We start from the raw sequence: 12,530 nt of genomic DNA on the forward strand, positions 1-12,530 counted from the left end.
TGGGTTGTCATGTGGCCATTTTCAAAAGCTCCGCGCCTTCGGTGACCTGGTCGCCGGGAGCGTACAACAGCTCCTGAACCACACCATCGGCAGGCGCCGCAATCGTGTGCTCCATTTTCATCGCTTCCATCACGGCCAGCGTCTGGCCTTTGCTGACTTTGTCGCCCGCCTTCACGGCAAACGACACCACCTTGCCGGGCATGGGTGCGGTCAGCCGGCCTATTTCACCATGGCTTTCCCCCGCATGCGCCAGCCGGTCTATCACCGTGATCTGGGTCGCGCCCTGCCGGGCAAACACATGCACCACCTCGCCACGGCGATAAATGGCCGCAGCCAGGCGCTGTTCGCCGAACTGGATGTCAACCACGTCCCCGCTACGCGAAAACACCAGCGGGCCGTCCTGGCCGCCGGCGGCCAGGTGCAAGCTGCCGTCATGCTGGTAGGTCAGCTCGGCCTGCGCGGCGGCCTGGTCATGAAACTCGAACTCAAAACGCCGCAGCGCCACGCCGTGCGAGCGCCAGCCGTCCCGCTTGCTGAACGGATCGGCCGTTTCCAGCGCTTTTTCCTCCAACAAGGTCAGCACCACGGCTGCGGCTGCGGCCACGGGCAGGCCGATTTTTTCCTGCTTGAACAACACGGCCTGCTCGCGCGGAATCAGCGCGGTGTCGAGGTCCGCCTCGGCGAACGAGCGACTTTGCACCACGTGGCGCAAAAACTGCACATTGGTGCTCAAGCCCACGATGTGGACCTGCGCCAGCGCGTCATCCATACGCGCCAGCGCCTGCGCGCGGGTATCGCCATGGACAATCAGCTTGGCAATCATCGAATCGTAAAACGGCGAAATCGTGTCGCCTTCACGCACGCCGGCATCTACACGCACCAGGCCCCGCTCGAAGGACACACAGTCGGGCAAGCCATACACATGCAGGCGGCCCGTCGCCGGCAAAAAATTATTGTCCGGGTTTTCGGCGCAGATACGCGCCTCAATGGCGTGGCCGCTGATACGCAACTGGTCCTGCGCCAAAGGCAATTTCTCGCCCGAGGCCACACGCAACTGCCACTCCACCAGATCGAGGCCGGTGATGGCTTCAGTGACGGGATGCTCCACCTGCAAACGCGTGTTCATCTCCATGAAGAAGAAATTCATGCTGCCGTCAGCGCGTTGCTCGACGATGAACTCCACCGTGCCCGCACCGACATAGTTGACCGCACGTGCCGCGGCCACGGCGGCTTCGCCCATTTGCTGACGCATCGCCGCCGTCATGCCGGGCGCAGGCGCCTCTTCCAGCACTTTCTGGTGGCGTCGCTGAACCGAACAATCCCGCTCGAACAAATAAACGTAGTTGCCAAAGGTGTCGCCAAACACCTGGATTTCGATGTGGCGCGGGCGCTGCGCGTATTTTTCAACCAGCACCGCGTCGTCGCCAAAACTGCTGATGGCTTCGCGTTTGCAGGAGGCCAGCGCAGCGTCAAAGTCTTCGGCCTTGTCGACGGCACGCATGCCTTTGCCGCCACCACCGGCACTGGCCTTGATCAGCACCGGGTAACCGATGCGATCGGCTTCGCGTTGGAGCAGCGCCGGGTCCTGGTCGCTGCCGTGGTAACCCGGCACCAGCGGCACGCCGGCTTTTTCCATCAGCTGTTTGGACTCGGCCTTCAGGCCCATGGCCTTGATAGCCGATGCCGGCGGGCCAATAAAAACCAGGCCGGCGCGGGCACAGGCTTGCGCAAACTCTGCGTTCTCGCTCAAAAACCCGTAACCCGGATGAATGGCCTCGGCGCCCGTGGCTTGGGCCACCTCTATGATTTTTTCCCAGCGCAGATAGCTGTCCTTGGGCGCGCTGCCACCGATGTGAACCGCTTCGTCACACACGCTGACATGTTTGGCACCGGCATCGGCGTCCGAATACACGGCCACGGTCTGGATTGCCATGCGCCTGGCAGTGGCAGCCACACGGCAGGCGATTTCACCGCGATTGGCAATCAATATTTTTTTAAACATGTCTGTCGTTCTTTGAAAAAGGGGACTTGAGATGGAAAGCCGGTGGCAAACCGGGATCGGGCTTGCCGCTGAAAATGCGGGCGACACGCGCAAACAGCAGCGTCAGAAAACGCCAGCAATGGCGGATCAGCCAGACGCTGAGGATCAACACCAGCACCAGCAGACCGACAAACACCAAAGGATGGGCAATCGCCAGCCAGAGACCCGCGGGCACCATGCTGTCCTCGACCAGGGACGCGCCCACATTGGTGAAGGGTTCGGGCGAGGTGTTGATGGCCGCCCGGCTGGTGGCTTTGGCCGCATGGCTGGTCGCCGCCAGCGTGCCGCCCATCAGCGCCGCGACCAGCGCGATCAAGCCGTTGTCGGCGCCGAACACACCGGCGGCCAGGGCCGCACCGGCCGGAATGCGAATCACGGTATGCACCACGTCCCACAAGGAATCGAGCCCCGGAATCTTGTCGGCAAAAAACTCGACGAACACCATGAAGCCGCTGGCCCCCAGCACCACCGGATGGGCCAGCAGATGCAGGCCTGGCGGCAACTGAATCCAGCCCATGAAACCGGCCAGGCCGGTCAGCAACACGACCAGGTACAAACGCACGCCGCTGGCCCAGCCGAGTGCACCGGCCAGGGCAATCAGTTGTGCGGTGTCCAACGAGGCCATCAGATGATCCAGTTTGGCTTGCGTTTTTGCAGGAAAGACTGCACCCCTTCACGCCCTTCGGGGCTGACACGGATGTCGGCAATACCTTCTACCGTTAGCTGTTCCAGTTCGGGGCTGATGGCCTGTTCGGCCACGTCCTGCACCAGTTTTTTGCACAGCCTGACCGCTTGCGGGCCGGCGTTGACCAGTGCCTGAGCCAGCTCGGCGACCTTGCCATCCAGCCGGTCGGCGCTCACCACCTCATGCACAAAACCGATACGCAAGGCTTCGGCGGCATCAAAGCGTTCGGCCGTCAGGAAGTAGCGGTGTGCTGCCCGTGCCCCCATGGCGCGAATCACATACGGGCTGATGGTGGCAGGGATCAGGCCCAGCTTCACTTCGCTGAGGCAATATTGCGCGCTGTCCACCGACACGGCGATGTCGCAGGCCGCCACCAGCCCGGTGCCACCGGCGTAGGCATCGCCCTGCACGCGGGCAATCGTGGGTTTGGGGCAGGCATAGACCACACGCAGCATTTCCGCAAGCGCGCTGGCATCGGCCAGGTTTTCCTCGCGCGTGTAGCCGGCCATGCGTTTCATCCAGTTCAGGTCGGCGCCGGCACAAAAGGCCGTGCCACTGGCAGCCAGCACAATACAACGCACGTCCTCACGTTCGCCCAGCGCGCGAAACGCAGCCGTGAGCTCGGCGATCACCTCGTCGTTGAAGGCGTTGCGCACCTCGGGGCGGTTGAGAGTGATAGTGGCCAGCGACGACGCGCAATGGATCTCCAGATGTGCCATCTCAGTTGTCCTTTCCGGCCGGAGCCTTGAAACCCAAAGAATCGAGAAATTCGCCCACGCGCGGTTGCCACGCCTGGGGCGCCCGTGTGAACAGGCTGTGGCCGTCCTCGCCATGTGGCGGAAACTGCACAAACTCCGCCTTGGCACCCGCCCCCACATAAGCGTCAAACCATTCCCGGGGCAGCTTGGGACCGAAATACATGTCGTTTTCGGTGTAGATCCACAACATGGGGATCTGCGCCGTCTTGCCATAGTTGCGGAACATGCGCTCCAGCAGTTGCGGCGCACAAGGGCGTTGCGGCTGGGTCTTGGGATTGCCCCCGCCGCCGCCGGCGAAATTGATACTGGCCTGCACACCCGGCGGATTCAGTGCCGCAATGTTCACGGCGGTCGCCCCGCCATACGATTGCCCCACCACCACGGCACGGTCTTTCGCGGCGTCCGGCCGCTGCCGCACGGCATCAAGCACCGCCAGCGTTTGCGCCGCAGCCGCGGCATAACCGGGCGGGTAGTTCTTGCTGCTGCAGCTGCCGCTGTATTCGACGTCTTCGCCACCACTGACGCCGTAACCTATGCGTGTGGGCACGGCCACAATAAAACCGCGTTGCACAAAAAACCGGGAAGCGTCGGAATAACGCGCGCGGCCCAGCTTGACCCTATCCTCCGCGTCGGCGGCGCGCCCGTGGTTAAGCACCAGCACAGGCGCCGGCCTGGGATTGAGGTTGTCGGAAAAAACCGTGACCTTGATGGACTGCTCGATCTGTTTGCCATACGCATCCACCACCTTCACCGGCAAATCCATCTGCGTCTCGATCAGGCGGGCATGCCCCACACCGGCCAAGGCCAGCAGCGCGGTCCACAAAACAAGGTGGCAGAGCTTTTTGCAATACATCTCAGTATCTCTTTGCCACTTCTTCCAGCATCACTTCCGTCGCGCCGCCGCCTATGGCCAGCACACGCGCGTCGCGCCACAGCCGCTCGATGGCGGTCTCGCGGATATAACCCATGCCGCCGTGAAACTGTTGGCAGGTCTGCACCACCTCGTTGACCAGCTCGCCCGTCAGCGCCTTGAGCATGGACACGTCCTGCACGATGTCGTGGCCCTGGGTCACACGCCAGGCGCAGTGGTACATCAACTGCCGCGCGGCCCGCGTCTTGGCGTCCAGCATGGCCAGGCGCTGGCGAATGGTCTGCTGATCCCACAGCGTCCCGCCGAAAGCCTGGCGCTGGCGCACGTAGTCCAGCGTCAGCTTGAGCGCCTGCTGGCAATGGCCCACAGCCATCGCCGCCAGCGCGATGCGTTCGGTCTGGAAGTTTTTCATCACCGAATAAAAACCCTTGCCCTCTTCGCCCAGCAGATTCCCCGCAGGGATGCGCGCATTGTCAAAAATCAGCTCGGCCGTGTCGGACGACAACCAGCCAGTTTTCTTCAGCGCCCGGCCGACGGTAAAGCCCGGTGTGCCCTTCTCCACGATGAACATGGAGATGTCGCGCTTGCCGGGGCCGGTCTTGGCCGCCACAAAATACAGGTCCGCGTGCACGCCGTTGGTGATGAACATCTTGGTGCCGTTGATCACCCAGTCGTCACCCTCACGCCTGGCCGTGCTTCGTATGCCCGCCACGTCCGATCCGGCACCCGGCTCGGTGATGCCGACGGCGGTGATCAGTTCGCCGGCAATCACCTTCTGCATGTACTTGTCTTTTTGCGCCGCATTGCCCGCGTGGTGCAGGTGAGGGCTGGCCATGTCGGTGTGGACCAGCACGGTGATGATGAAGCCGGCAAAGGTGGACTGCGACAAGGCTTCGGCAAACACCAGGTTGGTCATGGCATCGCTGTCGGCGCCGCCGTATTTTTCCTCGTACATCAGGCCGAACAAGCCGGCCTGGCCCATGCGTTTGAGCACCTCACGCGGCACAAACCCCTGCTCTTCCCAGGCGGCCGCGTACGGCTCGACTTCCTTGGCGATAAAACGGGCGATCTGGTCGCGCAGGGACTCGTATTCGGGCGTGTCGTAGACGGAGACGTTGGACATGTTGGATCCCTTTTACATGCGGAACACGCCGAACTTCGGCTCGGGAATAGGTGCGTTCAGGCTGGCCCGCAAACCCAGCGCCAGCACACGCCGCGTGTCGGCCGGGTCGATCACGCCGTCGTCCCAGAGCCGGGCACTGGAGTAATAAGGATGGGACTGGTGCTCGAACTGGTCCAGCATGGGCTGCTTGAAGGCTTTTTCTTCCTCGGCGCTCCAACTGCCGCCCTTGGCCTCGATGGCGTCGCGCCGCACACTGGCCAGCACCGACGAGGCCTGCTCGCCGCCCATGACGCAGATACGCGCGTTCGGCCACATCCACAAAAAGCGCGGGCTGTAGGCACGGCCGCACATGCCGTAGTTGCCGGCGCCGAAACTGCCGCCGATGATGATGGTGAACTTGGGCACCTGGGCGGTGGCGACAGCCATCACCATCTTGGCGCCGTGGCGCGCAATGCCTTCGGCTTCGTATTTGCGGCCCACCATGAAGCCGGTGATGTTTTGCAAAAACACCAGGGGGATTTTCCGCTGGCAACACAGCTCGATGAAGTGCGCGCCTTTTTGCGCCGACTCGCTGAACAAAATGCCGTTGTTGGCGATGATGCCCACCGGCATGCCTTCGATGTGTGCAAACCCCGTCACCAGAGTACTGCCAAAACGCGCCTTGAACTCGTCGAACTCGCTGCCGTCCACGATGCGGGCGATGATCTCGCGCACGTCGTAAGGTTTGCGGGTATCGGTGGGCACCACGCCGTAGACCTCTTCCGCTACATATTCAGGAGCTACTGGCGCCCGTCCCATATGGGCTGGAGCCTCTTTTTGATTGTAATTCGTGCTCAGGTTGCCAACTGCAGCCCGCGCCAGCGCCAGCGCGTGGGCATCGTTTTGCGCCAGGTAGTCGGCCACGCCGGACAGGCGGGTGTGCACATCGCCGCCACCCAGGTCTTCGGCCGTGACGATCTCGCCGGTGGCGGCTTTCACCAGCGGCGGACCGCCCAGGAAAATCGTGCCCTGGTTCTTGACGATGATGGTTTCGTCGCTCATGGCCGGCACGTAGGCGCCGCCCGCCGTGCAACTGCCCATGACCACCGCGATCTGCGCAATGCCCTGCGCACTCATGTTGGCCTGGTTGTAAAAGATGCGGCCGAAATGATCGCGGTCGGGAAACACCTCGTCCTGGTTAGGCAGGTTGGCACCGCCCGAATCCACCAGGTAAATACAAGGCAGCCGGTTTTGCATCGCCACTTCCTGCGCACGCAGATGTTTCTTGACCGTCATCGGGTAATAGGTGCCGCCCTTGACCGTGGCGTCGTTGCACACAATCATGCAGTCCACACCACTGACGCGGCCTATGCCGGTGATCACCCCGGCGCAAGGCGCGCTGTCGCTGCCGTCCCGGCCCGGGTACATCGCGTACGCGGCCAGCGGCGACAACTCCAGAAACGGCGTGCCGGGGTCCAGCAGCATCTGCACCCGCTCACGCGGCGGCAGTTTGCCACGCGCCATGTGTTTGGCACGTGCCGCTTCGCCGCCACCGGCGGCAGCTTTGCCGACCTGGACTTGCAGGTCTTGCACCAGGGCACGCATGGCGGCCGCGTTGGCCTGAAAGTCGGCCGAACGGGCGTTTAATTTGGTTTCAAAAATACTCATGCGGTTCTTTCTTCGTCCAGTCCCAGTTGCGCCTTCATGGCGTCGCGAATCTTGTACTTCTGGATTTTTCCAGTCACGGTCATGGGAAATTCGGTCACAAAGCGGATGTAACGCGGCACCTTGTAGTGCGCAATCTGGCCTTTGCAAAAGGTGCGAATTTCGTCTTCACTGACCACCTGACCGGGCTTGGCAATGATCCAGGCGCACAACTCTTCCCCGTATTTGGTGTCGGGCACACCCACCACCTGCACATCTTGCACCTTGGGGTGGCGGTATAAAAATTCTTCCACCTCGCGCGGGTAGATGTTTTCTCCGCCACGAATCACCAGGTCCTTGATGCGGCCCACGATGTTGACGTAACCCTCTGCGTCCATGGTGGCCAGATCACCGGTGTGCATCCAGCCCTCGGCATCGATGGCTTCGCGGGTTCGAGCTTCGTCTTGCCAGTAGCCGTGCATCACGGAGTAGCCGCGGGTACAAAACTCGCCCGAGCGGCCCAGCGCCACCACGGCGCCACTCTCGGGATCAACAATCTTGATCTCCAGATGCGGCTGCACCCTGCCCACCGTCGACACACGTTTGTCCAGCGGCGCGTCGGCGCCGCTCTGGCAACTCACCGGGCTGGTTTCGGTCATGCCATAGGCAATGGTGATCTCGCGCAAATGCATTTGATCGACCACACGTTTCATGACCTCGGTCGGGCATGGCGAACCGGCCATGATGCCGGTACGCAGGCTGGACAGGTCAAACTCTGCAAAACGCGGGTGATCCAGCTCGGCAATAAACATGGTGGGCACACCATGCAGGCCGGTGCATTTTTCAGCCTGCACGGTTTGCAGCACCGTCAGCGGATCGAAGCCGTCGTTCGGGTAGACGATGGTTGCGCCATGTGTCAGGCAGGCCAGGTTGCCCAGCACCATGCCGAAGCAGTGGTACAGCGGCACCGGAATACACAGGCGGTCGGCCGGCGTGAGCTTCATGGCTTCGCCAATGAAAAACCCGTTGTTCAGGATGTTGCGGTGCGTCAGCGTGGCGCCCTTGGGGAAACCCGTGGTGCCGCTGGTGAACTGGATGTTGATCGGGTCCGTGCCCTTCAGCGTTTTGGCGGTGGCGGCCACGCGCGGGTCCAGCGGGTCGCCCTGGGCCATCAGCTCGGAAAACCGCAACATGCCAGGCTCTTCGCTGCCCTGGCCCGATTCATCGATCCAGACGGTGGTGCGCAGCTGCGGCAAGCGGGTCGACCCCAGTTCGCGCAACATGCCCAGGTAGTCGCTGGTTTTAAAACGCGCCATGGTGACCAGCACCTTGCAAGCCACCTTGTTAAGCGCATATTCGAGTTCGGCCACGCGGTAAGCCGGGTTGATGTTGACCAGGATCAGCCCGACCTTGGCCGTGGCCAGTTGGGTCAACAACCACTGCGCATTGTTGTGCGACCAGATACCGACACGGTCGCCGGGCACCAGGCCCAAGCCGAGCAAGGCGCTGGCCAGTCGATTCGCTTCGGTTTGCAGGGTGCGGTAGCTGTAACGCAGGCCTTGATGGGCGCTGACCAGGGCCTCGTGGTCGGGCTGGCGCGCCACCATGGCATCAAAAAAATCGCCCAGGGTCTGCTCGATCAGCGGCACATCGGTGGCGCCGCGCGCCAGGCTACCGCTCGAGGCCGCCGGGGGCGGTGAGGCTAACGTCATGTTTGTCTCCATGCGAATCAAAAACCGGAATATTTGACCTCAAGCATAGAGCTAAAAGCGGCTTCATGCCGGCCACGGAGGTTGCAAATTGCGCCACCCAGCAGGCTTAGTCCGCGGGCGCCTTGCGCCGGTATTCCGACGGTGAATCGCCTGTCCATTGCCGAAAGGCCCGGGCAAAACTCTTTTCATTGCGAAAACCGACCGCCAACGCCACCTGCTTGATCGGTCGGCGGCTGCGGCGCAGCGCCTCCATGGCCTGCGCCTGCCTCACCTCGTCTTTCAGTGCCTGCAGCGAAGCGCCCTCCTCCTGCAACTGGCGGTGCAAGGTACGCGGCGACACGTTCAGCGCGTCGGCCAGTGCCTCGGCATTTGTGGGGGCGGTCTGGCTTTGCAGCAACATGCGCACGCGCTGCACCAGCAGCCGGTCACGGTGGTATTGCCGCACCACCAGGGCCAGCGCCTGCGGCAACATGGCGCTCAGGGCTTTTTCATCGCGGCGCAGCGGCATGGCCAGGTAACGCGCGTCAAACCGCAGGCTCGCCTGTGGTGCCTCAAACTGCACCGGCCCCGGAAATAGCACCGGGTACACCGCCGCGTGCGCAGGCGCCACAAACGGAAAAGCAGCCGCCTGCAGCGGAATGCGCGAATCAATCAACCAGCAGGCCACGCCATGCAGGTTGCGCAGCAAGGTCACCAGGCAAAATTCGCGCATGGCAGGGGCCACGCCCTGGTCCAGCAGCGTCAGGGTGGCAACCTCGTTGGCCACTGACAGATTCAGCGTCACATTGTTGGTCAGCAAACCATGGTGACGGCACCAGCGCCGCAGCGCCACGCCCAGGTCGGGGGAGCTCAGGGACGCCCTGAGCAACATGCCGTAACTGCCCCAGGGCAGCTTGCGCGCAAACCAGCCCAGGGCTTCGTCATCCAGCTCCCGCATGGCATGCGCCGCCAGAACTTCCAGCTGCTGGGACGTGATGGCGCCGCCCGGCTGCTGCAAGGCGTCGGGCGTGATCTGCGCTCGGGCCAAGGCGCCTGCGGGGTCCAAGCCATAACGCGCATACGCCAGCAGCAGCGTCCTGACAAACGCAAGCGGTGTGGCGGAAACAGGCTTCATGCCTGCGAGTGTAGGAGGGTTTGAGTGGCATGCCGCCGCGCCATGCCAGGCGGGCGCTTTCGGGCTAACCCGGTGCAGCCGCGCCGCAAAAGCCCCTAGACTGCCTTCACAAATAACAACGGAGACACCATGCACCACCGCTTGCTTCGACCCCTGCTGTCCGCCGCCCTTGGCCTCACCCTGCTGTGCGGCGCCACCACCGGCGCGCTGGCCCAGACAAAACCTAAGGTGACGGATGCCGGCGACAAGCCCGCCTCGGCCATCTACATCGGCAACAGCTTCTTTTATTACAACAACAGCCTGCACAACCATGTGGGCCAGTTGATCAGCGCCGGCCAGCCCGGCTTCAAGCACCGCGCCAGCTCGGCCACCATCAGCGGCTCGGGCATGAACTGGCACGACGTGGACAGCTACTTCCGCCCCAACGCCGTCGGTTCGTATTCCTTCGGCGCCAACAATGTCGTCAGCTTCAACAAACTCGACCGCCTGTTCGACCTGGCGATCATGATGGACTGCAGCCAGTGCCCGCTGCACCCGCAGCTCAAACCCCTCTTCACGGAGTACGCGAAGAAACACGCCGACACGGTGCGCAAGCATGGCGCCAAACCGGTGTTCTTCATGTCCTGGGCTTACAAGGACGTGCCGGCTATGACGACCGAACTCGCCGAGGCCTACACCCAGGCCGGCAACGACAACAACGCACTGGTCATTCCGGCTGGCCTGGCCTTTGCGAAGTCGATCGCCAAGATGCCCGAGCTGAACTTGTACGTGCCCGACCTGCGCCACCCCAGCCTGGCCGGCAGCTACCTGGCCGCCTGCGTGACTTATGCGACGCTGTTCAAGGCTTCACCCGTGGACCTGAAGTACACCGCCGGGCTGGACCCCGCGATTGCGAAACATTTGCAGACGGTGGCTTGGGAGACCGTGCAGGAGTATTTCAAGCCTTAGGACTTCAGAGTTGCGGCGCAGAACTAGAAATGTAGAAACTCTGGTAACAACCCTGTCGCACTCAAGAAATCACATCGCTGCCGCTATTCCGAGGCTAGGTGTGTAGCGAGAAAGCAAAAAATACTCGCTGCAAATGAATTCAAAGCCCATTGAACAGATGATTTTGAATTGAGGAAAAATTTTCGGATGTGTTTCTGGGACGGACCGGGGATTCGCCCTCTAGATTGCAGGGGGTCAGGCGAGCAAGGGTCTCAATGCACCGTTCACACCTTCTTCTGTAGCAAAAATCTCTTAATGGAGGAATGACAATGCCTTGGTGGTTAACCGCACTCGGCGCCGCAATTGGCGGCCTTGCGACGTTCGTTATCTCATGGTCAGCATTGAAGCCGAGGCAACGTTTGTTTGCCACACGACTCGTGACACGCTGGGGACAACGTGCCGCTGTCACATTTGCCATTTGCTATTTCGTGTGGGTCAACGTCAGTTTCTTGATGAAGGACGGCCCTGTGGGGCGCCTTGAGTTGTTCGTACTCCTCTTAGCCAATGCCGAAGCGCTCATTCTTTTGATTGTTCACGTCTTCGTAAAGGTCTTTAGTGCATTCCTAGAAAAGCGCAACGAGCGATGGGCAAGGGTGACGGGACGCTTGGAATCGCTTGAAACTGCCTCCAAAGCAGCCTGCAATGAAGCCGCCACCCTTCAATGACGTTGCTGAAGTGCTAGAAAAACAGTTATACGACCTTGTTCAAGACATCAGCGGTGAACCTGAATTTCACCGCCAGACTGGACCCGCGATTGAGATGCATTTGCAGGCGGTAGCTTGGAGACGGTGCAGGAGTATCCCAAGCCTTGCGGGCGAATTGGAATTTTGCTGGGTATATACGGAAAGGCCGCGTGGCAAGCACGGAGGGATCGGCTCACAAAGTAAACACTCTATATTCCGAATTCTAGTTGGGAAAGCATTGATCCTCGAGCAGGGACGTTCATCACCTTGTAGCGGCACACGAGTGGCAGCCTAGAACTTCTTTGAGTCGCGACGTCATTAACGGTTTAACGCCCAAATGACTGCTCAAAAAACCCAATCGGATGCACCTCAATCCCCCACCCCACCGCCTCACCCAAAGTAGCCGCCGGATGCAATGAAGCCACCCGCACCGCCTCGTCCCTATCCGCCGCTTCAATGATAAAAAAGCCGCCAACCATCTCTTTGGCTTCGGCATAAGGACCGTCGGTGAGCTGCGGCTTTCCGCCGCGCGGGCGCAAGGCGAAGGCGGCTTGCGGACCGCCGAGTGAGGCGCTGACAAGCAGCTTGCCGGTCTGTTTTAACTCGGCGTCTTTAGCGGGGCACTGGCTCACCAGGGCCTGCATCTCGGCGGGGGCCATGGCGGCGAATTTTTCGGGGGTGTAGTAGGCGAGGCAAAGGTATTTCATGGAAAGCTCCTTTCAGGGTTGAGGGTCGCTCTTGTACGACGAACGGTGCGCCGGCATTTCGACATCGACAACACATCTCAAAACAAAAAAGGCTCCACAAGGGCAATGCCGCTCAGTTAAGCCTGAGCGGCATTTTTTTTGATGGGATAGCGGGTCTTGGAGGCTCGAACTGTACGGGCATAGCGTCGCTCGGATCGACGCGGGGGTAGAAGAAATCGACGAATGT

General features: G+C 61.4%; 11 protein-coding genes. 2 read left to right on the forward strand and 9 right to left on the reverse strand.

Features of this window, described 5'->3' with window-relative positions:
- Positions 1-7: 7 nt before the first annotated feature.
- The 8 genes from R6254_RS21600 to R6254_RS21635 all read right to left on the reverse strand — a co-directional run bounded on the left by R6254_RS21600 (position 8) and on the right by R6254_RS21635 (position 9,927).
- On the reverse strand, positions 8-2,002 hold the full coding sequence (locus R6254_RS21600; RefSeq protein WP_318409752.1) for an acetyl-CoA carboxylase biotin carboxylase subunit: 1,995 nt from the start codon (positions 2,000-2,002) through the stop codon (positions 8-10).
- Positions 1,995-2,666, reverse strand: a complete 672-nt coding sequence (locus R6254_RS21605; RefSeq protein WP_318409753.1) for a DUF4126 domain-containing protein — start codon at positions 2,664-2,666, stop codon at positions 1,995-1,997. The genes R6254_RS21600 and R6254_RS21605 overlap by 8 nt, the downstream gene beginning before the upstream one ends.
- Positions 2,666-3,445 carry an enoyl-CoA hydratase/isomerase family protein gene (locus R6254_RS21610; protein ID WP_318409754.1) on the reverse strand — a complete coding sequence of 260 codons (780 nt, stop codon included), beginning with the start codon at positions 3,443-3,445 and terminating at the stop codon, positions 2,666-2,668. The genes R6254_RS21605 and R6254_RS21610 overlap by 1 nt, the downstream gene beginning before the upstream one ends.
- Before the next feature lies 1 nt (position 3,446).
- On the reverse strand, positions 3,447-4,337 hold the full coding sequence (locus R6254_RS21615; RefSeq protein WP_318409755.1) for an alpha/beta hydrolase family protein: 891 nt from the start codon (positions 4,335-4,337) through the stop codon (positions 3,447-3,449).
- A gap of 1 nt (position 4,338) precedes the next feature.
- Positions 4,339-5,478: an acyl-CoA dehydrogenase family protein gene (locus tag R6254_RS21620; protein ID WP_318409756.1), complete on the reverse strand. Its 1,140-nt coding sequence runs from the start codon at positions 5,476-5,478 to the stop codon at positions 4,339-4,341.
- Positions 5,479-5,490: 12 nt separating this feature from the next.
- The gene (locus tag R6254_RS21625) at positions 5,491-7,125 is read right to left on the reverse strand and encodes a carboxyl transferase domain-containing protein (RefSeq protein ID WP_318409757.1); all 1,635 of its coding nucleotides are present in this window, start codon (positions 7,123-7,125) and stop codon (positions 5,491-5,493) included.
- Positions 7,122-8,813 carry an AMP-binding protein gene (locus R6254_RS21630; protein ID WP_318409758.1) on the reverse strand — a complete coding sequence of 564 codons (1,692 nt, stop codon included), beginning with the start codon at positions 8,811-8,813 and terminating at the stop codon, positions 7,122-7,124. The genes R6254_RS21625 and R6254_RS21630 overlap by 4 nt, the downstream gene beginning before the upstream one ends.
- Before the next feature lie 106 nt (positions 8,814-8,919).
- A complete protein-coding gene (locus tag R6254_RS21635; protein ID WP_318409759.1) occupies positions 8,920-9,927 on the reverse strand; it encodes an AraC family transcriptional regulator in 1,008 nt (335 codons plus the stop codon).
- 129 nt (positions 9,928-10,056) lie between these two features.
- Here R6254_RS21635 and R6254_RS21640 point away from each other — a divergent pair, with 129 nt between their 5' ends.
- Complete coding sequence (locus R6254_RS21640) at positions 10,057-10,875, forward strand: hypothetical protein (protein ID WP_318409760.1); 819 nt, start codon at positions 10,057-10,059, stop codon at positions 10,873-10,875.
- Positions 10,876-11,183: 308 nt separating this feature from the next.
- Positions 11,184-11,579, forward strand: a complete 396-nt coding sequence (locus tag R6254_RS21645; protein ID WP_318409761.1) for a hypothetical protein — start codon at positions 11,184-11,186, stop codon at positions 11,577-11,579.
- A gap of 344 nt (positions 11,580-11,923) precedes the next feature.
- Here the strand turns inward: R6254_RS21645 and R6254_RS21650 are convergent, their stop codons facing one another.
- Positions 11,924-12,304 carry a YciI family protein gene (locus R6254_RS21650; protein ID WP_318409762.1) on the reverse strand — a complete coding sequence of 127 codons (381 nt, stop codon included), beginning with the start codon at positions 12,302-12,304 and terminating at the stop codon, positions 11,924-11,926.
- Between the last annotated feature and the right edge of the window lie 226 nt (positions 12,305-12,530).

Origin of the sequence: Polaromonas potterensis (assembly GCF_033446725.1) — a bacterium.
GTDB lineage: Bacteria > Pseudomonadota > Gammaproteobacteria > Burkholderiales > Burkholderiaceae_C > Polaromonas.

What these genes read in the sequence shown, in the direction of transcription:
- R6254_RS21600 (WP_318409752.1), bottom strand. Translation starts at nt 2,002, where the DNA reads ATGTTTAAAAAAATATTGATTGCCAATCGCGGTGAAATCGCCTGCCGT.
- R6254_RS21605 (WP_318409753.1), bottom strand. Translation starts at nt 2,666, where the DNA reads ATGGCCTCGTTGGACACCGCACAACTGATTGCCCTGGCCGGTGCACTC.
- R6254_RS21610 (WP_318409754.1), bottom strand. Translation starts at nt 3,445, where the DNA reads ATGGCACATCTGGAGATCCATTGCGCGTCGTCGCTGGCCACTATCACT.
- R6254_RS21615 (WP_318409755.1), bottom strand. Translation starts at nt 4,337, where the DNA reads ATGTATTGCAAAAAGCTCTGCCACCTTGTTTTGTGGACCGCGCTGCTG.
- R6254_RS21620 (WP_318409756.1), bottom strand. Translation starts at nt 5,478, where the DNA reads ATGTCCAACGTCTCCGTCTACGACACGCCCGAATACGAGTCCCTGCGC.
- R6254_RS21625 (WP_318409757.1), bottom strand. Translation starts at nt 7,125, where the DNA reads ATGAGTATTTTTGAAACCAAATTAAACGCCCGTTCGGCCGACTTTCAG.
- R6254_RS21630 (WP_318409758.1), bottom strand. Translation starts at nt 8,813, where the DNA reads ATGACGTTAGCCTCACCGCCCCCGGCGGCCTCGAGCGGTAGCCTGGCG.
- R6254_RS21635 (WP_318409759.1), bottom strand. Translation starts at nt 9,927, where the DNA reads ATGAAGCCTGTTTCCGCCACACCGCTTGCGTTTGTCAGGACGCTGCTG.
- R6254_RS21640 (WP_318409760.1), top strand. Translation starts at nt 10,057, where the DNA reads ATGCACCACCGCTTGCTTCGACCCCTGCTGTCCGCCGCCCTTGGCCTC.
- R6254_RS21645 (WP_318409761.1), top strand. Translation starts at nt 11,184, where the DNA reads ATGCCTTGGTGGTTAACCGCACTCGGCGCCGCAATTGGCGGCCTTGCG.
- R6254_RS21650 (WP_318409762.1), bottom strand. Translation starts at nt 12,304, where the DNA reads ATGAAATACCTTTGCCTCGCCTACTACACCCCCGAAAAATTCGCCGCC.